At 63.4% G+C, this 20,129-nt stretch carries 19 protein-coding genes; 8 read left to right on the forward strand and 11 right to left on the reverse strand.

What is annotated here, in order from left to right:
- Nucleotides 1-308 precede the first annotated feature (308 nt).
- Entirely contained in the window at nucleotides 309-1,172 is an 864-nt protein-coding gene (locus tag WHZ77_RS31555; protein WP_375311495.1) for a DUF3108 domain-containing protein, read from the reverse strand.
- A 525-nt stretch (nucleotides 1,173-1,697) separates the two neighbouring features.
- Here WHZ77_RS31555 and rpmB point away from each other — a divergent pair.
- The 3 genes from rpmB (at nucleotide 1,698) to WHZ77_RS31570 (ending at nucleotide 4,897) form a co-directional block, all read left to right on the forward strand.
- Nucleotides 1,698-2,009, forward strand: a complete 312-nt coding sequence (gene rpmB / locus WHZ77_RS31560; RefSeq protein ID WP_375311496.1) for a 50S ribosomal protein L28 — start codon at nucleotides 1,698-1,700, stop codon at nucleotides 2,007-2,009.
- Nucleotides 2,010-2,243: 234 nt separating this feature from the next.
- Entirely contained in the window at nucleotides 2,244-3,368 is a 1,125-nt protein-coding gene (locus tag WHZ77_RS31565; RefSeq protein ID WP_375311497.1) for a DUF262 domain-containing protein, read from the forward strand.
- Nucleotides 3,350-4,897, forward strand: a complete 1,548-nt coding sequence (locus tag WHZ77_RS31570) for an ATP-dependent endonuclease (protein ID WP_375311498.1) — start codon at nucleotides 3,350-3,352, stop codon at nucleotides 4,895-4,897. Before WHZ77_RS31565 ends, WHZ77_RS31570 begins: the two co-directional genes overlap by 19 nt.
- 21 nt (nucleotides 4,898-4,918) lie before the next feature.
- Here WHZ77_RS31570 and WHZ77_RS31575 read toward each other — a convergent pair whose 3' ends face one another.
- From WHZ77_RS31575 to WHZ77_RS31585, 3 genes are all read right to left on the reverse strand, one after another.
- Nucleotides 4,919-5,197 carry a DUF1488 family protein gene (locus WHZ77_RS31575; protein ID WP_375311499.1) on the reverse strand — a complete coding sequence of 93 codons (279 nt, stop codon included), beginning with the start codon at nucleotides 5,195-5,197 and terminating at the stop codon, nucleotides 4,919-4,921.
- 178 nt (nucleotides 5,198-5,375) lie between these two features.
- On the reverse strand, nucleotides 5,376-5,678 hold the full coding sequence (locus WHZ77_RS31580) for a hypothetical protein (RefSeq protein ID WP_375311500.1): 303 nt from the start codon (nucleotides 5,676-5,678) through the stop codon (nucleotides 5,376-5,378).
- Nucleotides 5,671-5,967 carry a hypothetical protein gene (locus tag WHZ77_RS31585; protein ID WP_375311501.1) on the reverse strand — a complete coding sequence of 99 codons (297 nt, stop codon included), beginning with the start codon at nucleotides 5,965-5,967 and terminating at the stop codon, nucleotides 5,671-5,673. Before WHZ77_RS31585 ends, WHZ77_RS31580 begins: the two co-directional genes overlap by 8 nt.
- A gap of 448 nt (nucleotides 5,968-6,415) precedes the next feature.
- Here WHZ77_RS31585 and WHZ77_RS31590 point away from each other — a divergent pair, with 448 nt between their 5' ends.
- The 3 genes from WHZ77_RS31590 to WHZ77_RS31600 all read left to right on the forward strand — a co-directional run bounded on the left by WHZ77_RS31590 (nucleotide 6,416) and on the right by WHZ77_RS31600 (nucleotide 8,685).
- Complete coding sequence (locus tag WHZ77_RS31590) at nucleotides 6,416-6,550, forward strand: hypothetical protein (RefSeq protein ID WP_375311502.1); 135 nt, start codon at nucleotides 6,416-6,418, stop codon at nucleotides 6,548-6,550.
- Between the two features lie 287 nt (nucleotides 6,551-6,837).
- Entirely contained in the window at nucleotides 6,838-8,187 is a 1,350-nt protein-coding gene (locus WHZ77_RS31595; protein ID WP_375311503.1) for a DUF2235 domain-containing protein, read from the forward strand.
- Between the two features lie 252 nt (nucleotides 8,188-8,439).
- On the forward strand, nucleotides 8,440-8,685 hold the full coding sequence (locus tag WHZ77_RS31600; protein ID WP_168213379.1) for a PilZ domain-containing protein: 246 nt from the start codon (nucleotides 8,440-8,442) through the stop codon (nucleotides 8,683-8,685).
- Between the two features lie 37 nt (nucleotides 8,686-8,722).
- Here the strand turns inward: WHZ77_RS31600 and WHZ77_RS31605 are convergent, their stop codons facing one another.
- The 5 genes from WHZ77_RS31605 to cobS form a co-directional block, all read right to left on the reverse strand.
- Complete coding sequence (locus WHZ77_RS31605; RefSeq protein ID WP_375311504.1) at nucleotides 8,723-9,130, reverse strand: hypothetical protein; 408 nt, start codon at nucleotides 9,128-9,130, stop codon at nucleotides 8,723-8,725.
- Nucleotides 9,131-9,234: 104 nt separating this feature from the next.
- Complete coding sequence (locus WHZ77_RS31610; protein WP_375311505.1) at nucleotides 9,235-10,347, reverse strand: NADH:flavin oxidoreductase/NADH oxidase; 1,113 nt, start codon at nucleotides 10,345-10,347, stop codon at nucleotides 9,235-9,237.
- 204 nt (nucleotides 10,348-10,551) lie between these two features.
- Nucleotides 10,552-11,634: an esterase-like activity of phytase family protein gene (locus WHZ77_RS31615; RefSeq protein WP_375311506.1), complete on the reverse strand. Its 1,083-nt coding sequence runs from the start codon at nucleotides 11,632-11,634 to the stop codon at nucleotides 10,552-10,554.
- On the reverse strand, nucleotides 11,631-13,532 hold the full coding sequence (cobT, locus tag WHZ77_RS31620; RefSeq protein ID WP_375311507.1) for a cobaltochelatase subunit CobT: 1,902 nt from the start codon (nucleotides 13,530-13,532) through the stop codon (nucleotides 11,631-11,633). Before cobT ends, WHZ77_RS31615 begins: the two co-directional genes overlap by 4 nt.
- A gap of 179 nt (nucleotides 13,533-13,711) precedes the next feature.
- Complete coding sequence (cobS, locus tag WHZ77_RS31625) at nucleotides 13,712-14,710, reverse strand: cobaltochelatase subunit CobS (RefSeq protein WP_375311508.1); 999 nt, start codon at nucleotides 14,708-14,710, stop codon at nucleotides 13,712-13,714.
- A 298-nt stretch (nucleotides 14,711-15,008) separates the two neighbouring features.
- Between cobS and WHZ77_RS31630 the strand changes: the two genes are divergently transcribed.
- Entirely contained in the window at nucleotides 15,009-15,668 is a 660-nt protein-coding gene (locus WHZ77_RS31630; protein WP_375311509.1) for a DedA family protein, read from the forward strand.
- Between the two features lie 56 nt (nucleotides 15,669-15,724).
- On the opposite strand, the gene WHZ77_RS31635 is transcribed toward WHZ77_RS31630, so the two are convergent.
- Nucleotides 15,725-16,933 carry a sensor histidine kinase gene (locus tag WHZ77_RS31635; RefSeq protein ID WP_375311510.1) on the reverse strand — a complete coding sequence of 403 codons (1,209 nt, stop codon included), beginning with the start codon at nucleotides 16,931-16,933 and terminating at the stop codon, nucleotides 15,725-15,727.
- Between the two features lie 597 nt (nucleotides 16,934-17,530).
- A complete protein-coding gene (locus tag WHZ77_RS31640; protein WP_375311511.1) occupies nucleotides 17,531-18,760 on the reverse strand; it encodes a citrate/2-methylcitrate synthase in 1,230 nt (409 codons plus the stop codon).
- A 75-nt stretch (nucleotides 18,761-18,835) separates the two neighbouring features.
- Here WHZ77_RS31640 and WHZ77_RS31645 point away from each other — a divergent pair, with 75 nt between their 5' ends.
- Nucleotides 18,836-19,930: a citrate synthase/methylcitrate synthase gene (locus tag WHZ77_RS31645; RefSeq protein ID WP_375311512.1), complete on the forward strand. Its 1,095-nt coding sequence runs from the start codon at nucleotides 18,836-18,838 to the stop codon at nucleotides 19,928-19,930.
- The last annotated feature ends 199 nt before the right edge of the window (nucleotides 19,931-20,129 follow it).

Raw genomic sequence — 20,129 nt, forward strand, 5'->3', positions numbered from 1 at the left:
GAAACTGTTAAGTTGGGGACGGCGCGGAGTCGAATCAGAATCAGGGAGGAGTCAAATGGATTCCCGGATTCGCACCCTTCAAACTCGGTTCCGCGAAAACAACCCCATGCACAGTAGGGAAGGTGTTGAAAAGGCGTCGCTTTCTTACCATCCCCTGGAGGGGGAGGGTCGGCGCCCGTTGAGCGCAGCGAAATGGGCGACGGGGTGGGGTGATCTCTCCACTCGGGCACCGCTCGTAAGGAGAGATCACCCCACCCCGCTCGCGCTACGCGCGATCGACCCTCCCCCTCCAGGGGAGGGTAAGGACGTCACTGCGTCTTGGCGACCTTCGGCGGCTGGGCTGACGTGATGAAGCTGGTCGCTTCCAGCATCGCAGGTCCCAGCGGCGTCGGGACTTTCAGCCAGAACGGGACCAGGACGCGGGTGCCCGCGATCGGCGCGAAGGCGACCTCGATGTTGCGCTGGGCGGCGAGATATTTGATCACGGGGCGGTCGGGGATGTAGCCGGCCACAGGCACGAAATACAGCGAGCAGACCACGACCGGGCCGTGATAGCCCTTCTCGGCCTTCACCGCCTCCATGCGCTTGAAATCGAGCTTCAGCTCGTAGCGCATGCGGCCGTCGAACACCGCGGCGCTGCCGTGGCAGGCGTCCGGCGACAGCACATCGCCAGTGCCTGATACGCGCACCAGCGAAGCCGTCATCGGGTCCCAGACGCCGCGGCGATGCGCTTCGGTGACGACGATGCGGTCGGGATCGACCGGCGGCTCCGGCACGATGCCGAACTCCTTCACATTGCCCTTGTCGAGCGTGATGTGGATCTCTTCGGTCTTCTTCGAGGTGGTGGTGGAGGCCTGGTAGCCGGTCGCGACCAGCGCGCCGTTGACGACCCGGCCCTGCGAGGCGCCGCTGCCGGATCCGTTGGCGATCGATTTCAACAGGCCCGAGGTGCCGCCCGAGGCCGCGGCCGAGAATACATCGTCGCCGATATCGATGTTCCAGACGCCCTTGCCGACGGGAATGCCGGCCAGCGTCGCCTCATACTGGGCCTCGAGCTTGCCCTGCGCCGCCGCGGGCGCGGCTCCCCACGCCACGGCGAGCCCGCAAAGGGCCGCCACAGCCAGCCGGCCGGCAGACGCTGGCCGGGGCAGATGTCGGGAGGATGCGGGCACGAAACGATCCAATCGGAGTGCAGACGCAGGTTACTTAAGCCAAAAACCTCGGCAAACAATGCGTCTGGACATGTCAGGCGCGGAACTCCACCTGTTATCTCGATGGTGAATACGCCCTTTATGTGATGGTAAGGTGCGGCAAACACTGCCGTTTTGGTGATCGGGGCTCTTCGCCTCTCCCGCTGCCCCCTTCCCCTTCGCCCCGCTTGCGGGGCCGCGACGAGCTTCGCTCGCGCCGAGAGGGCCGGGGTGAGGGGGACTCTCTCCGGGGGCGGTCATAGTTGCTCACTCGGCCGGCCCCTCCCTTGCGGAGACTCCCCCTCACCCGGAATCCGCGCTAATCGCGCGCATTCCGGCCTCTCCCCGCACGCGGGGAGAGGCGAAAGGGCAGCCCAAATCCTTGACTACCCGCCCCTTCCCCCCTATACGTCCGCCCGCTCCCTGCAAGGACAGAGAATTAGCCCCCCGTGGCGCCCCGAATGGCGGCCGCAAATCGTTGGGGGCTCGAACCTAAGGATTGATGCCATGTCTCGCCGCTGCGAACTGACGGCCAAGGGCCCCCTCGTCGGGAACAAGGTCAGCCACTCCAACATCAAGACCAAGCGCCGCTTCCTGCCGAACCTCGTCAACGTGACGTTCATCAGCGAAGCCCTGGAGCGCAACGTGCGCCTGCGCGTCTCCACCAACGCGGTGAAGAGCGTCGACCACAATGGCGGCCTCGACACCTATTTGCTCAAGGCCAAGGCCGACCTGCTGTCGCCGCGCGCCCTCGAGCTGAAGCGCGCCATCCAGAAGAAGGTCGGCCCGTCGGTCGCGCCGGAGAAGAAGGCGAGCTAAGCGAATTTTTTGAATTGGGCGAGGGCTAGGTTGCGTCGCGTGGCGTAGGCTTAGCCAAGTAGAGTTTGCATGACGGCCGGATCGGAAGATCCGGCCGTTTTTGTTTTTTGGGATGACGGACAACCAATTGGATATCCGCAAGTCGATATTGCTACCGGCGCGCGATCATAGAATATTGCGTCGGCATACCGGCCTTCACTTCTAATGCCCACTTTCGCGGGAATATCTTAGCTCATGAAGCTCAGTGCTTGGGACCCGGACATCCGGAGTCTCGTTAACCGGATTGACGCAGGCGACGTCGACCTCCAGCCTGATTTTCAGCGGCAAGAGGTCTGGCCAATCGCGAAGAAAAGACGGCTGATCGACACCGTGCTTCGCGAATGGTCAATACCGCCAGTTCATTTCGTTGTGACTTCCGACAATCGCCTCGAAGTACTCGACGGGCAGCAACGCCTTGCGGCGTTACGCGACTTTTTGCATGACAGATTTTCGATCGATGCAACCATTAGCCCCGTCGATGAGACACTCAAGATACTTCATGGGAAATTTTACAGTCAGCTCGACCCACCAACGAAGAGGAAGGTCGACAATTATCCGCTAAGAGGATTCCGAATTAGCGAATACGATCCCGAAGAACCTAACGAACTGTTCTATCGACTGAACCAGCCCACAAGCCTCACGGCTGGCGAACAGCGAAATGCCTTGTTTGGCCCTGCCCGCGAACAGCTGAAGCGGCTCGTAGACAATTTTCAAGCGCTTGAGAACACCAAAGAAACAATCGGCTTTTCGAATGCGCGGATGGCCTATGATGACATTTTTGCAAAACTTCTGTTCTTTCTAGACAAACGGAATTTCGGCATCAGAGCGAGCGAAACTCTAATATCTGAAAGATTCAAGACGAAAGAGGGATTTAGCCAGTCGGTCGTGGACGACGCGCAAAAATCAGTAGAGTATTTTTCGCAAAGTCGAGAACAGGCAGGTTCTTCACGCTTCAACAAAGCTAGCGTTCTCTCATGGCTTCTATTCTTCTCAAGGTTTGAAACGCCTCCAAACCCTTATTTTCTCAGAGATTTCACTTCAGAGAAACTTCGCAAATCTCACAAGGCGTTCTTATCTGAGACGTTCGCGCTATTCGAAAACCGTTCGAGTTTGCGCGTCGCTGACGTAGCCTCCGTGGTTTATCGCGACTTTTGTCTCTGGTACGCATTTTGGTTAACTAATGGAGGCCCCCTCCCGAAAATCATTCCTCAAAATCAGTTGCAGGAAGTGCAGTCCATCCACTCCGCGCAAACCGATGCGACTCTAGAGGCCGTTCTATCTCAAGTGTTGCAAGTTGATAAATGGGGACGCTCGCTGTGAGGTTGGCGAGAGCACAAGATTTCCGTCGGAGGCTGCACGAGAAGGCTAACTCGTGGCCGATAAAGATCAAGCGAGTTTCGTTTTCGTCTGTCCCAAGCCTAGGCGAGGGAGATATACCGCTACTTTCTCCACTAAGTGTTTTGTGCGGGCCGAATGGTGTTGGAAAGACCACGCTACTCCGCCTGCTATGGTCAGTCCTTGATCCTGATGCGGCAAAGAGAAAGCCATCGGGCTTTGCGCGACTGAAGAGCGGCACCGCCACTGTCGAGGTTGCGGGGCCGGACAATTCATTTGAATTCGGCCTGGACTTTGGAAGTCGAGAAGCCTCGGCCATTTCATTACGAGACGGGTTAGAGTTAGAGATCGCCTTTATCGATACTGCGAACGAGGGTCCGCGAATTCAAAGTGAATTCTCCAATTCCGATAGCCCAGAAGACATAATCAACGGTGCTGGACCTATAGAGCTCAACCCGGAGCAGTTAACCGAAATCAACTTCCTTACCATGCGAAACTATAGGCAGGTTAATCTCTACGAGGTTGAGCTCGGGGAAGAGGTTGTTCCATTTTTCGAGGTCTCTTTTGGCCCAGACCGCTACGACAGCAGGTCTATGGGCTCGGGCGAATTCGCTGCGTTCTTTCTCTGGTGGCGACTTCAGCGCGCGACCCCAAAATCGATTGTTCTTATAGAAGAGCCTGAGTGCTTCCTTTCGCCAGGATCACAGGCTGCCTTCACAGATTTTCTCCTTAAGGTCCTCTATTCTAAGAAAATTTGCGCGGTGGTTAGCAGTCATTCCTCTGAAATCATCACTCCTCTGCCTACAGAATGCATTCGATTCTTCCGACGCGAGCAGAAGGGTATCGCGCTTGTCACTGAGCGCCCATCGCCGATATTGCTCGAGACAATCGGCATTCGGCAGCAGAGTGATATCATCGCTTTTGTCGAAGATGAAGCAGCTGCAAAATTCTGCCGCTTCCTTGCCGAAAAGTTCGCGCCCTCCTTGTCGCGGCGTATGATCATCGTTCCCAAAAAAGGAGATGGCGAAGTTATCAACCTGCTTAGGCAGGTCGAGAACCAGTACGGTACTCTATGGATTCTGGGGATTTTCGACGGTGATATCGTCGGCAAGGTACCTGGCGAAATTGCCGGCAAGGCTTGCTTTCTTCCGGGAAACGAGCCAGTTGAAAAATTGTTCAAGACTTTGGCGGAAGAAAAGCAAGACGAACTGCAGGCGGCGGTTGGGTCTGGCAATGTCAAAGAGGCCCTCTTTGCTCTTCAAGGCAAAGACCACCACGACTGGTTTATTGACCTCGCAAAGAGTTGTGGATTTGAGCCTGGCCAAATGTTCATGGTCCTCTTCCGGCTTTGGATGGAAGCTGGAGAGAATGAAATCGTTGCTCGTAAAGCATTCGATCAGATCCAGAAAAAAATCGACCCGACCTGGAAGGGCGAAGCGGCTCTAGGTGCAATGCAGGAAATAAATCCTCTGACCATTGAACAGAATAAATCTTCTCCTATCGACGTGAGCTAGCCTCCTTCAAGAGCGATTAGTCTACCCCCGAAAATCAATGCTCCGCAGCACGATCCCCGGCGGGGTGCCTTCGAACTCCGTCGCCTGATACTTTCGCTCCACGCAGGCTTCGATGCGCTCGCGCAGGCGGGTGAACTGGGCTTCGCGCTCACTGGGCCTGGCGCGAGGACCGCGTTCGAGGTCGTCCATGGCGGAGGTCGAGATCGCGCAGGCGAATTCCTTAGGGCCGTCCTGCATCGAGAACTGGACGATGCCACGGTCCTGGTCGTGGCCGATGAAGCGGCTGGTCGTGAGTGTCATGGGGTACTCCTTTGCTGTGCGCGTCGTCCCGGCGGAAGCCGGGGCCCATCACCACAGGGAAGAGTGGTTACGGGGACTCGGGATTGACCGCCTTCGCGCCAAACCGCTCCCTGTGGTGATGGGTCCCGGCCCCCTTGCGCAATTGCGCACCAGGCCGGGACGACGGCTGTGTCTGCGACTAACTTCCGTCTTCCGCCGAGAGCCTGGCGAAATCGTCGAACAGCGCGGCCACCAGCGCGCGGTGGCGGGTGTCTTCGCTGGGCAGGCTGGCGGCATAGAGATTGAGCAGATGGCGCGCCTTCACCGCGGCTTCCGGCCACGAGGTGGCGGGCACCGTCATCATGCGGTTTTCGAGATCGGCCTCGCGCTCGCGCAGCTCCCGGACATGGGCCTCGACGTCGGCCAGCGCGCGGCGCAGATCGGTCGCCTTCTGGGCGGCCATGCCGCGATGCTTGTCGAGATCCACCGGGACGTCAGTCATGGGCGAGGCTCGCCTCCGTGGCCTGAACATCGGCAGATTGCGCATCGGCCGCCTGCGCGTCGGCGAGGTCGACCGAGCCGATCGACAGCATCTCGGTGGCGCCCCGCACGCCTTCGGACGGCACAGTGATCATGGTGGCAATGCGGCGCCAGGATGCGAACGACAGGCCCTCGATCATCTCCTCGTCGGTGACGACCTCATAGGCGCCGGCCGGCAATTCGCGTGCGATGCCGCGAATGTGGACCGGATGCTTGAATGTGATGGTTTCTCGCCGCGAGCGAATGGTCATGAAAGCCTCCCTTTCGCTGGTCAGGCCCCAACCGACGCTGCTGGGACCAACATGCGCCCAATGCACGGCAATAGCCAGCACTATCACGCGCGCGACGCGTGCATTGTGGCCGCAGCGCGGCCTCGCGCGCGCGGCGTTTTAGGCCTCGCTATCGGCGGGGGGCGGGCGTAGGCTTGCGGGTAGCACCGCCTGCGTCCGCCCTACGGCGTCGCGCGGCGACCTTAGAAGTTACGTGCGACAGGAGCATGCGTGCGCCTGTCTCGTCAGCGCGACCGGCGAACGAGCCGGCGCGAAAATGTCTCGCGCGACGAATTTCGACGCAAAGGCTGCACGGGCTGAACTGCCCGTCCGCGCGCGGGTGCTGCAATCGGACGAACTCGAACCTCCAAGACTTGAACCCCCAAGACTTGAACCCCCAAGACTCGAACCCCAAGAGGAGACTGACGTCATGGCCAAGGGACAGCAAAAGGGCAATCGCGAAACCAAGAAGCCGAAGAAGGACAAAGCCAAGGTGATCGCCGCCGCCCCGAACCGCAAGGAAGCGGGCTGGCAGCCGGATTTCGGGCCGGGGAAGAAGAAGTAGGAAGAGCGAACGGGCCCGACGATGCTCACCCTCCCCTGGAGGGGGAGGGTCGATCGCGCGCAGCGCGAGCGGGGTGGGGTGATCTCTCCACTCAGGCACTGTTGGATGCGGAGAGACCTTCACCCCACCTCGTCTCACGTTTCGCTGCGCTCAACGTGAGCCGACCCACGGGCGAGCTGCGCTCGTCCCGGACCCCTCCAGGGGCGGGTAAGAAAGGCCACCGTCTCCTCGCCGTCGCGCTTTTCGGCTATACTCGCCCGGGTAGCATCACCGGGAGGGGTTGACCTGTGGAGCACGAACACAAGGCTGCGCCGAAACATCTCGTCATCTGCTGCGACGGCACCGGCAACGAGATCTCCGAAAACATCTCCAACGTCCTGAAGCTGTACCGCTGCCTGCGCAAGACCGACAAGACACAGCCGCGGCAGATGGTGTTCTACGATCCCGGCGTCGGCACGGTGACGGAGCCGACGACGTGGCACCGGCTCAAGGCCAACGTCAATCTGGTGCTGGGGCTCGCCACCGGCTACGGGCTCGATGACAACGTGCTGTCAGCCTATTGCTTCCTGGTCGAGCAGTACGCGCCGGGCGACAGGATCTATCTGTTCGGCTTTTCGCGCGGCGCCTACACCGTGCGTGTGCTGGCGGGATTGATCCACAAGATCGGCCTGATCTCGCCGGAGCAGGCCAACCTCGCAGGAAGCGGCCTCGTCTCCTACAAGCAATATTCCGGCTCGGGGCGCGGCAACGACCTCGCGGCCCTCACGGATTCCGGCTTCGACGACGACGGGCCGCTGCCCAAGGACAAGTTCGATCTCGCCGCGCAGTTCGCGCGCATCACCTCCTCGCGCTGGCCGACCATCCACTTCATCGGCGTCTGGGACACCGTGGCGAGCGTGATCGTGCCGCGCCCCGACCGGCTGTATTGGCCGAGCTTCGAGGAACTCGCCTTCACGCTGCGCAATCCCAGCGTCAACATCTTCCGGCAGGCGATCGCGATCGACGAGCGGCGCTGCATGTTCCGCCTCAAACAATGGCGCGAGCCGCAGGAGTTCTGGAGCAACCGCTTCGTGCCCGACGACAGGAAACGGCCGCAGGACATCATGCAGGTGTGGTTCGCCGGCGTGCATTGCGACGTCGGCGGCGGCTATCCGGAGACCGAGAGCGGGGAATCGAAATATCCGCTGGTGTGGATGATCGACGAGGCGGCGAAGGCCGGGCTGAACTTCAACCCGCGCACGGTGAACCAGCTTGCCTGGGGCGTCCAGCGCAAGAACTCGCCGTTCCAATATGTCCCGCCGGCCCGCACCGGCACGACGGGCCAATTGCACAATTCGATGAACGCGGCCTGGCGCGTGCTGGAATATGTTCCGAAGAGCGCCAAGTACAAGGAATGGCCGGAACGGAAGGTATTTCTCGGCTTCTACATCCCCGATTGCGAGCCGCGCGTGATCCCCGAAGGCGCGCATGTGCATGAGAGCGTGGTGAAGCGGATGGAAGTGGACCCGGACTATCGGCCGGTGAATTTGCCGAAGGCGTATCAGACGGTGCCGATGCCGGTGGGGCCGCATGGTGAGGTCGATCCGGGCACACTGCCACCCTCGCCTGGAGGGGGAGGGTCGGCTCACATCGCGTAGCGAGGCGGGACGGGGTGGGGTGACAGTCTCTCCACACCTGCAGTCCCCGTGTGGAGAGATCACCCCGCTCGCGCTGCGCGCGATCGACCCTCCCCCTCCAGGCGAGGGTGGGCATCCCGCGCCCCCCCGCTTTCACGCTTCGCCGCTACTTTTCGTTAAAATTCTCCCGCCCGCTTTAGCCTGATCGCATCATCTGCCCCGCATCATCGCCCTCAAGCCCGCCGCGATCTGCGGAATTGGAGGAGAGTGCCAATGCATCCGCGCCGACATGCCCGCGTCAAACCGGCAGGCCTGGTGTCCCGCCAGGCCAAGATCATCACCGACCCGCGCGCGCCGGTGATCCCGTGCACGCTGATCGACTATTCGGCGGGCGGGGCCTGTGTCGATCTCGGCGGCCAGGTGAACATTCCCGACAGGTTCGAGCTCTTGCACGTCAACACCAAGAAGCGCTGCCGCATCGCCTGGAAGCGCGGCACGCGGGTGGGCGTGGTGTTTTAGCGAGTAACCTCTTACCCTCCCCTGGAGGGTAACCAAGCTACTTCCGCATCCGCGCCTTGGCGCCGGCGACAATCTGCATGGCGACGCCGCCGATCCAGCCGATCAGGGCAAGCCAGGTCCAGACCATGTGCGGATCGAGTCGCAGCACGATGACGGCCACCGACGCGAACGCGGTCACCGTGGCGCACAGCGTGCCGGCGGAGCTGAGCAATTCCGCGGCGTCGATGTGGCTGTGGGCCTCGTCGAAGGGAAGCTGCGGCGTGTCGATGCCGAGATAGAAGCCGACGAAGCCGAGCACCATCATCAGCAGCAGAAAGCCCTGCGTGGTGAGCACGGCGATGGCCGAGCCGACATAGGCGCCGACGAACAGCCCGCACGCCGCTCCCGCGACCGCAAGACCCACGCGTTCGAAAACGTGGGCAGCCTTCCGAACCCGAAACCGCATGGCCAGCCTCCGTGTTGCCGCGAGTGCACGGAGGTTAGGCCAGTTTTGCGGGGGGTGGAAGCTAAGGGGATTTACGGATGCGTCAGGGGCGGGAGGCGAACAGCCTACCTTGCCCCGAACGTGGTCTTGCCGAACAGCGCCTTCTGCGTCGAGGGCTGCGAGCGCCAGTATTGCGGCGGGGCTTCGACCTCGCCGCCGAGTTCGGCCGCGGCGTGCCAGCCCCAGCGCGGGTCGTAGAGCATGCCGCGGGCGAGCGCGACCATGTCGGCCTTGCCGCTCGCGACGATCTCCTCGGCGTGCTTGCCTTCCGTGATCAGGCCGACGGCGATGGTCGGCAATCCGGTCTCGCGCTTGATGGCTTCGGCAAACTGCACCTGGTAGCCGGGACCGAGCGTGATCTTCTGCAGCGGCGAGACGCCGCCGGAGGAGGCGTCGATCCAGTCGACGCCGCGCGCCTTCAGCGCATTGGAAAATTCAATGGTCTGCGCCAGATCCCAGCCGCCCTCGACCCAGTCGGTCGACGACACCCGCATGCCGATCGGCTTGTCGTGCGGGAACACCGCGCGCACCGCATCGTACACTTCGAGCGGGAAGCGCATGCGGTTCTGCAAGCTACCGCCATATTCATCGGTGCGCTTGTTCGAGAGCGGCGACAGGAACTGGTGCAGCAGATAGCCGTGCGCGCCGTGCAGCTCGATGGCGTCGATGCCGAGCCGCGCGGCACGCTTGGCGCAGTCGACGAAGGCGTCGCGGATACGCTTGATGCCCGCGGCATCGAGCGCCAACGGCGCGGCCTCGCCGTCCTTGTGCGGCAGCGCCGACGGCGCCACCGTCTGCCAGCCGCCTTCACTCACGGGAATGAGCTGGCCGCCGTCCCAGGGCCGCGCGCTTGAAGCCTTGCGGCCGGCATGGGCGAGCTGCATCGCGATCGCCGTGGAGGAATGCTTTCGTACCGAGGTGAGGATCTGCTTCAGCGCGGCCTCGGCGGCGTCGCTGTACAGCCCGAGGCAGCCCGGCGTGATGCGGCCGATCGCCTCGACATGGGTCGCCTCGATGCAGAACATCGCGGCGCCCGACAGCGCCAGATTGTTGATGTGGGTGAAGTGCCAGTCGGTGGCGACGCCGTCGTCGGCCGAATACTGGCACATCGGCGACACCACGAGACGGTTCTTCAAGGTCAGGCCGCGCAGCTTGATCGGGGAAAACAGAGCGCTCATGCGGGGGTTCCGGGGGATGAGAGGAATGGAAGCGATTGCATGAAGTTTAGTCGGTGAACGGCGAATTGCCAGCCGCGCGGCAGGCATGACCGCTGGCACGGCCATGCATTGTGCGCGTCATGTAGTCACAAGCCCGCACCGCATATTCCGCCGTCGTCCTTGCCTGCACAGGCACGACGGTGGAAATTGGGACGACAGCGGAAACTACTCCACCAGCGTGAACTGCAGCAGCAGCGTGCGCTGGAGCAGCGAGAAATTGTCGTCGGAGATCAGCGTCAGCACCGTCTCGCCCTCCGGCGTGACGTGGGCGTCGATGCCTTCCATGTTGTCGATCTCGTGGCCGAGATCAGCCTCGAACAGCGAAGGACCGTCCACCAGCGCGTTCGGCGCGATCGATTTCAGGGGAATCGAGCGGATCCGGATGTTGACGCCGGTGAACCAGGAGAATTTGCGTTCGAGGATGAGCAGCTCGCCGGAAGGCAGCAGCACCGCGTCGCTGATGTCGAACTTGTCGATGCGGCGGACGCTGAACTGGCCCGGCGCGGGGCCGTCAATCAGGAAGGCGACCAGATTGCCGTCGGCGTCCAGCCCGCGCTCGGAGAAGGCGATCAGCGTGCCCGCGAGCGGCAGGTTCTGGTCTTTGCCTTTCGGCACGAACACCAGCGCTTCGAGCCCCTTGTTGCTCGGCAGCTTGCGTATCGCGGCCGGCGACGGGATCACCTCGCCGCGGGCGCGCGTGCCGCCTTTGGCGAAATCGAAGCGCATGATCTGGTTGACGCGCTCGAGCCCGACATAAACGGTGGAGCCGTCGCGCGCGAGCGACTCGGTATCGTACCACTGGCGCTTTTCCGTGATCGGCCGGCCCTCGGCACCCAGCACCGGCGCGGCCTCGACGTCGTCGAGCCCGACCATCTTGCCACCGGAATAGCGGATGGTCCCGGTGAACCAGCCGCCCTGGTCGGAGATCGCGAGGAAGCGCTCGCCCTTGGGATCGAGCCGGATGCCGGACAGGCCGCCGAAGCCGCGATAGGGCGAGGTCAGCACCAGGCCGCTACGATATTGCAGTGAGCCGAAACGCACGCGCGAGCGATCGCGCGGCTCGAAATGGGGAATCGGCCGCGCGTTGACCTCGACGCTGACCGGCGCGGTGACGGCGTGCTCGATCTGCGGGACGCGCGGCGGCGGCTCGGTCGTAACCTGAGCTTGCGCGAGCCGGGAGAGTGCGAGAGTGGAAAATCCCGCCGCCGCGTGGCCAAGGAAGCTGCGGCGGGATCGATGGGTGCTCACGAATGCAGTTTGCGTCGCGGGCGGCCGGCCGCTTGCGTCGGCGCGGTGTTGGTCTCGCTGAACAGCTCGGCCAGCTTCTCGGTGATGGCGCCGCCGAGTTCTTCCGCGTCCACGATCGTCACCGCGCGGCGATAATAGCGCGTCACGTCATGGCCGATGCCGATCGCGATCAGCTCGACCGGCGAGCGGGTCTCGATCTCCTCGATGATATGGCGCAGGTGCCGCTCGAGATAATTGCCGGGATTGACCGACAGCGTGGAATCGTCGACCGGCGCACCGTCGGAGATCATCATCAGGATCTTGCGCTGCTCGGGACGTCCGAGCAGGCGCTTGTGCGCCCAGTCGAGCGCCTCGCCGTCGATATTCTCCTTCAGCAGGCCCTCGCGCATCATCAGGCCAAGGTTCTTTCGCGCACGACGCCAAGGGGCGTCGGCCGACTTGTAGATGATGTGGCGGAGGTCGTTGAGACGGCCCGGATTGGCCGGCTTGCCGGCGGCAAGCCACGCTTCACGCGACTGCCCGCCCTTCCAGGCGCGGGTGGTGAAGCCCAGAATCTCGACCTTGACGCCGCAGCGCTCCAGCGTGCGCGCGAGGATGTCGGCGCAGGTCGCGGCCACCGTGATCGGGCGTCCGCGCATCGAGCCGGAATTGTCGAGCAGCAGCGTCACCACGGTGTCGCGGAAGGTCGCTTCCTTCTCGTGCATGAAGGACAGCGGATGATGCGGGTCGGTCACCACGCGCGACAGCCGCGCGGGGTCGAGGATGCCCTCTTCGAGGTCGAACTCCCAGGCGCGGTTCTGCTGCGCCATCAGCTTGCGCTGCAACCGGTTGGCGAGACGGGCGACGATGCCCTGCAGATGCGCGAGCTGCTTGTCGAGATAGGCGCGCAGGCGCTCCAGCTCGTCATGGTCGCAGAGGTCCTCGGCGGCGATGACCTCGTCGAATTTCGGCGCGAAGGCGTGGTACTCCGGCCCGCGCGGCTCGTTCTTGCCGTGCGAGTTCGGACGCGTCGCCTCGCCGGGCGTCTCGTCGTCGCCGAGCTCGCCGTCGTCGAACGTGTCGGAAGTCGAGGCCTGCGCGCTTTCCATCGCGCTGTCGCTCATCTCCTCTGACGAGGCCTGCGCCTGGTCCGCGCTCATCTCCTGGGCGGCATCGGAATCGGGCGACCCTTCCGCGCCGGACTGGTCGTTGTCGCCGTCCTGGTTCTCGTCGTTGTCGTCATTGTCTTCACTGTCGGCGTTGCGCTCGTCGCCGAGTTCGAGCGCCGTCAGCAGATCATGCACGGCATCGCCGAACCTGGTCTGGTCCTCGACCAGGGTGTCGAGCCGGTCGAGCCGCTTGCCGATCTTGTCTTCGAGGATCGGCCGCCAGAGATCGACCACCTTTTTCGCAGCCGTCGGCGGCGCCAGTCCGGTCAGGCGCTCGCGCACCAGCATCGCCAGCGCGTCGGCGAGCGGCGCGTCGGCACGGTCGGTGATCTCGTCGAACTTGCCGCGATGAAAATGGTCGTCGAGCATCGCGGTGAGGTTTTTGGCAACGCCGGCCATGCGGCGCGCGCCGATCGCTTCGACCCGGGCCTGCTCCACCGCCTCGAACACGCCGCGCGCCTGCGGATTGCCGGGCATCAGCTTGCGATGCAGCTTTGCATCGTGACAGGCGAGCTTGAGCGCGATGGAATCGGCGTGTCCCCGCACGATTGCCGCGTCGCGCTTGGTCATCTTGCGCGCAGGCTCAGGTAACCGCGCCTTGCCCGGCGCAAGGCCCGGCCGCTCGGCGGCAAAACTCACATCGAGCTCGGGCGACTTCGCGATCGCCTTCAGGCAGGCCGCGACCGATCGCTTGAACGGCTCAGTCGGGGCTTCCTTGGTATTGCGGAACTTGGAGTTGGAGGTGGTCATCTGGATCTCACCGTCGTCCCCGCGAAGGCGGGGACCCATAGCCACAGGGAGCAGTTAGTGAGCACACTGACGGCCCCGATCTTCGCGATAGCCACGGCCTGTGGTTCGCGACGAGCGGAAGCGCTCGCGCTGGGGTCCCGGATCTGCGCTGGCGCTTATCCGGGACGACATCTCGAACCTTAGCTCAGCGCCACATTCACCGAGGATTCCGGCAGCTCCGCGTTGAAGCAGCGCTGATAGAATTCGGCAACCAGCGGACGCTCGAGCTCGTCGCACTTGTTGAGGAAGGTGACGCGGAACGCGAAGCCGATATCGCCGAAGATGTCGGCGTTCTCGGCCCAGGTGATCACCGTGCGCGGGCTCATCACCGTCGACAGGTCGCCGTTGGCGAAGGCGTTGCGGGTGAGATCGGCCAGACGCACCATCTTGTTGACGATGTCGCGGCCCTCACTGGTGCGATAGTGCTTGGCCTTGGCCAGCACGATCTCCACTTCCTCGTCATGGCTGAGATAGTTCAGCGTGGTGACGATCGACCATCGGTCCATCTGGCCCTGGTTGATCTGCTGGGTGCCGTGATAGAGGCCCGAGGTGTCGCCGAGGCCGACCGTGTTGGCGGTCGCGAACAGGCGGAACGACGGGTGCGGCTTGATCACCTTGTTCTGGTCGAGCAGCGTCAGGCGGCCCGAGACTTCGAGCACACGCTGGATCACGAACATCACGTCCGGGCGGCCGGCATCGTATTCGTCGAACACCAGCGCGACGTTGTGCTGCAGCGCCCACGGCAAAATGCCGTCGCGGAATTCGGTGACCTGCTTGCCGTCGCGGACCACGATCGAGTCCTTGCCGACGAGGTCGATGCGGCTGATATGGCTGTCGAGATTGACGCGCACGCAGGGCCAGTTCAGGCGCGCCGCGACCTGCTCGATATGGGTGGATTTTCCGGTGCCGTGATAGCCGGTCACCATCACGCGGCGGTTGCGGGCAAAACCGGCGAGAATGGCGAGCGTTGTGGCGCGGTCGAAGCGGTAATCGGGATCGACATCGGGCACGTGAGGATCGACTTCGGAATAGGCCGGCACTTCGAGATCGGTGTCGATCCCGAACACCTGGCGGACCGACACCTTCATGTCGGGCAGACCGGAAACTTCCTCAACTTTGGACATGGCGGCGGTCGTCATCAATCCTCCGAGGTCCCGGGCGGTCCCGAAACCGGTTATTCGCACGTTGGCTGCGGCTGGGTGCTGAAAATCAACCTATCAGAGACAACGGGCTGGCAGAAGCCCGCCCCTCAATCAAAGTTCCGTTGTCTTTTCATTGAGATAGGTAAGGAACGCGATTTTTGGAAGGCTGCCCTGCGAATCACGCTCGAATTTCACGCCCTGAGGCGCGATCTGCCGGCGCGAATGGCACTTTTACCTCCGCTCCTTACTTATGTAGGGTCTGAAGCCCCATGCCCGCCGCCAACATAGAGACGACGTGACGTCCTTTCTCGATCCCCTCATATCCTTCGTTTCGGCCCATGCGTGGCTGGCCTATCTGACCCTGTTCCTGGCAGCGCTTCTCGAGGCCGTTCCAGTGGTGGGATCGGTGATCCCCGGCTCGACCCTCATCCTGGCGCTGAGCGCCCTGATTCCGGGCGGGGAATTGAAGCTTCAATGGGTGCTGCTGGCCGCCGCCCTCGGCGCGATGCTGGGTGACGGCTCGGCCTACTGGATCGGGCACCGCCAGCAGCGCGAAATCCTCAACACCTGGCCGCTGACCAATTATCCGCGCGTGGTCGCCGAGAGCGAGAGCTTTTTCAACCGCTTCGGCACCTGGGCCGTGTTCTTCGCCCGCTTCGTGCCGCCGATCCGCGCCTTCGTGCCCGTGACCGCCGGCGCGCTCGGGATGGCGCCGGCGCGGTTCTATGCGATCAATATCCCGGCGATTTTGGTCTGGGCGCCCGCGCATGTGCTGCCAGGGGTGCTGGCGGTGTCAGCGCTGCATGAATATGCCGGGCTGCCGCATCATGCGCACGTTGGCAAGCACATCTGGATGCTGACCGTGGTCGGCGTCGCGATCGTCGGCGGTCTGGGCGTCTGGTACTATCGCCGTCGGCAGAATGGCGTCGTCGCGGAAGCCAAGCCGCGAGCTTAGACCCCCCGGAGATATCGCGCTTGCTTCCCTTACGCCGTTGACCGCGCTTGTTGCCGCTAGCGCAAGGGGACCGCTTCGGGCGGCACCGCGACCGAGCCAAGCGGCACATCCAATGAATAGATGAACCCACCGGGTTCGTAGGCAAGTTGCACCCGACCGCTCAGCTGCTGGCCGAGAGACTCCATCATTCGGGTGCCGAAGCTTCGCCGGGTTGGCGGCTCGACGGCCGGACCGCCTCTTTCCATCCAGACCAGGCGGAGCCTCTGCTTCAGCTCGTCGATCGTCCACGCAATTTCGACGCGACCCGTCGGAACCGACAACGCCCCGAACTTGGTGGTGTTGGTGCACAGCTCGTTGACGGTCATGGCGAGCGCGATGACCGCCGCGGAGGTAATACTGATGTCGGGTCCGTTGAAATGAAAACGCCTGTCGCGCTGACCATCATAGGGCTCTGTCGCACTGCTCAGCGTGTGAGTAAGGCTGGCATCTGCCCAACTGACCTGCATCAGCAGATCGTGCGCTCGTCCCAATGCAGTCAGCCTTCCCTCCATTGCCTTCTGCCCGTGCTCAATGCTGGGGGCTGCGCGGAAGCTCTGGGACGCGATAGCGCTGACCATCGCCAGAGTATTCTTGACGCGGTGATGAAGCTCCCCGAGGATCAGCTTCTGCAATTTGTCTGCGGCTTGTCGCTGCTCGGCGTCGATCCCGGCCTGGACAAGGAGGGCCTGCGCGTCAATCCCGGCCTGTTCGAGCAGCAGGCGAAGGCTGTCGTTCTCCGCGGAAAGGACGGCCTCCTGCGCGGGGCGGGCCGCGGAATCAGCCGTCGCCAGGGCGTGAAGCGCCTGATCCGCCGGCCAGTCGGTTGGTCCCGGAACAATCCTGAGCGCCCCCGCACCCACCATCTTCTGCAACTCGGCAATCATCTGATCGACGCCAAGCGGTTTGCCGAAGAAGCGGCTATTCTCCGGCCTTTCCGCGTCAGATGGCTTCACCCGACCTGAAACCAGTATGATCTTGATCGAGGGCCAGCGCTCGTGCACCGCATGCGCGAGTTTCAAGCCGTCGATGCTTCCGGGCATCTGGATGTCGGTGAATAGCAGCGAGATGTCCGAGCGGGACTCAAGAATCGATATCGCCTCGTCGGCGTTGACGGCCTCGACTGGATGAAAGCCGGCATCCTCCACGATGTCGACTGCGCGCATGCGCAGGACCATTTCGTCCTCGACGACAAGCACATTCGGCACCGAATTTGGATCTGCTGACATGGGCGGCCTCACTCTTTCGAAAGGAGCTGGATCGGTCAGGAAGATTGTTCGCGGACGGCGAAAGGGACTTACCCAGCCACTCAGCGGCTCGACGTGGTGCGTGATGACTGCGTCTGTCGCACGAGACGACGGGCATTCGCGGCTTCCGTCAGCGCGTCACCTCCGATGAACGGACGAAGGGGATCCGGCCTATCGCCGGGCGGTCACAAGACGAGCTTCCACGATTTTTCCGCCCGAGCCCCTGTCTTGCAAACAAGAGGCGGAGAAATCGGGCCAGGTCTGTGTGGAGCAATGCGAAGCTGCTGCCCGGACTTCAAGCCGGTCCCCCTTGGCCATCGCGACGACCTCACTCGATTGCACCTGGGGGGTGAAACCCGGGAGGGCGATAACCAAAGCTCCGAAGAGCGAGAACATCGCCGCCGCCGAGAGTAATCTGACCATTTTGGGCTGCTGACTTTTTGATGTTCGGTCCCGCCACTTTCGGGGACCACGTTGGCAACAACCAAAACGGCAGATAGTTCCACGAAAACAACTTGTATTTGTTCCGGCTTTTGGAATGGTGCCGTTGCCTTGGCGAGTGAACCGGCGCGGCACTCCTTAGCTCTTGAACGCGGTAGCCGTCCCTCTCCGCCCCGGTGCCGGGCCCACATATCGCGCCCGCGGCCTGATCAGCTTCCCGAACTGCAATTGCTCGCTCGCATGCGCAATCCAGCCGACGCTGCGGGCCATCGCGAACAGGGCGAGCTCGCTGCCCGCCGGCAGGCGCAGCGCGTGCACGAGCACCGAGAGCGCGTAGTCGATATTGACGAGCTCGCCGGTCGCCTCGACGATCCGCTCCGGCACTTCCCGTGTGAACTTTCGCGGCGCGCCGGCACGCGAGAGCGCGTTCAGCAACGACTGCGCACGCGGGTCGCCGCGCTTGTAGACGCCATGGCCGAAGCCGGCGAAGCGCTCGCCGAGTGCGACGCGTTCGCGCACCAGCGGCTCGACGTCGCGATCAATCAGCGTCTTGACGAGCTGCGAGGCCAGCACGCCAGCGCCGCCGTGCTTGGGGCCTTTCAGCGCCGCGAGGCCGGCGATGACGGAATCATAGAGGTTGAGGCCGGTCGAGGCCGCGCAGCGCGCGGTGAAAGTCGAGGCATTCAATTCGTGATCGGCGAGCAGCACCAGTGCGCGGCGGATGAGATCGCCCGCATGCCTGTTGTCGGGCGCCCAGGCCGTCGCGATCTGCTGGTGCAGCGATGAAGGCGATGGTTCGGCGTTGAGCATGGTCGCCACCAGCAGCCGGACGATGCGTCCGCCGACCAGCGCGCGGCCATCGTGCGCGCGGGTGAAGGCGCGGGGATCGGCGCTCGCGGCAAGCGCCAGCACGGCGATGGCGCGGTCGATTGGCGCGGCGCGGCGCGCGGCTTCCGCGATCGCGCGCATCTCGTCGGAGATCTCGGGCTGATTGTCCGGCGCGAAGGGGTCGACGCCGGAGACGTCCCATAGCAGCGTCGCGGTGTGCTCCAGCGTGTCGTTCTCGGCGAGGTCGACGCAATTGACGCCGCGGTAGATCGCGCCGTCCTCGGTGATGGTCGATATCTCCGTATCCATCACCGGCAGGTCGGCATCAAAGCTGCGCAGGCCGCGCGGCTCCGGCGACGGCACCCGGCGCTCCTTCAGCGCGCGGACGTCCTCGGCGCGGTAGCGGTTCTTGCGGGAATCCGGCGTCGGCTCGGAGCGGATCAGGCCGCGGCTGACATAGGCGTAGAGGGTCGCCGGCGAGATCGCGAGCTCGGCCGCGGCTTCCGGGGCGGAGAGGTAGAGCTCACTGGAATTTTTCATATTGATTTATATAATCAAGATTGATCAATCTGTCGAGAGGCCCGAATTTCCCGTCCTGCAAAGGAGATTTGGGCCATGAACATCCACCTCACCAAAAGCCAGATCGGGCTGGACGGCGTTTCCGCGGCCGAGACCGTGCTCAGCCATGTCGATGGCGAGCGCGGCGAGCTGATCATCGCCGGCGAGCATGTCGGACGCCTCGCCGCCACATCGAGCTTCGAGGGCGTTACCGCCCGGCTCTGGAACGGCGCCAGCAAGACCACGCTGAGCGAGGCCGACGTGCGGGCCAGCCTGGGTGCAGCTCGCGCGCGCGCCTTCGCCCGCCTGCCGGAGCTGCTGGCGGCGACCGGCAGCATGGGCATCGTCGACGGATTTCGCGCTGCAGTCGCCGGACTTCGCGCCGAGCACGGCCTTGCGCACGAAGCGACGATCGTCGGCGCGTTTCCGGTGATCGCGGGCGCGCTGGTCCGCCGCGCCAAGGGTCTTGATCCGGTCGCGCCCGATCCGAGCGCAAGCCACGCCGCCGATACGCTTCGGATGCTGCATGGGCGCGCGCCTGAAACGCGCGAGGTCACCGCGCTCGACGCCTATCTCGTCACCGCCAGCGACCACGGCATGAACGCCTCGACCTTCACCGCGCGCGTGGTGGCCTCGACGCAGGCCGATCTGTTTGCCGCCGTGACCGCGGGCTACTGCGCGCTCACGGGGCCGCTGCATGGCGGCGCTCCGGAGCCGGTGCTGGAAATGCTCGACGCCATCGGCTCGCGCGAGCGCATCCAGCCCTGGGTGGATGCGGCGCTGGCACGCGGCGAGCGGATGATGGGCTTTGGCCATCGCGTCTACCGCGTGCGCGATCCGCGCGCCGATGTGCTCAAGACCGCGATCGAGGCGCTCGCCTCGGACGGAGCCGACCTGCCCTTCGCCGGCGAGGTCGAGGCCTATATCCGCAGCGCGTTGCGCAGGAAGAATCCGGAGCGGCCGTTGGAGACCAATGTGGAATTCTTCACCGCGATCCTGCTCGATGCGCTGGCCATTCCAAGACAGGCCTTCACGCCGATCTTCGCGGTGGCGCGCGCGGCGGGCTGGAGCGCCCATGCGCGCGAGCAGCAGCGGACCGGAAGGTTGATCCGGCCGAGCTCGTCGTATGTGGGGGCGATGCCGGAGGCGTGAGGCGTGGCGTGTGACTGCGGGGCCAATTACTGCGCTGTCGTCCCTGCGAACGCAGGGACCCATACCGCGTGATCCATCTGTGACAGGCGGTACTGGTACCGGGAAGACCTCTTCACGATGAGTCTTCGCCAAACCCAACCCTGTGGTTATGGATCCCGGATCTGCGCTTCGCTTGTCCGGGACGACACCGAGGGTGTGG

The sequence above is a fragment of the Bradyrhizobium sp. A5 genome (genome assembly GCF_042076515.1).
In the GTDB taxonomy this organism is placed as follows: domain Bacteria; phylum Pseudomonadota; class Alphaproteobacteria; order Rhizobiales; family Xanthobacteraceae; genus Bradyrhizobium; species Bradyrhizobium cosmicum.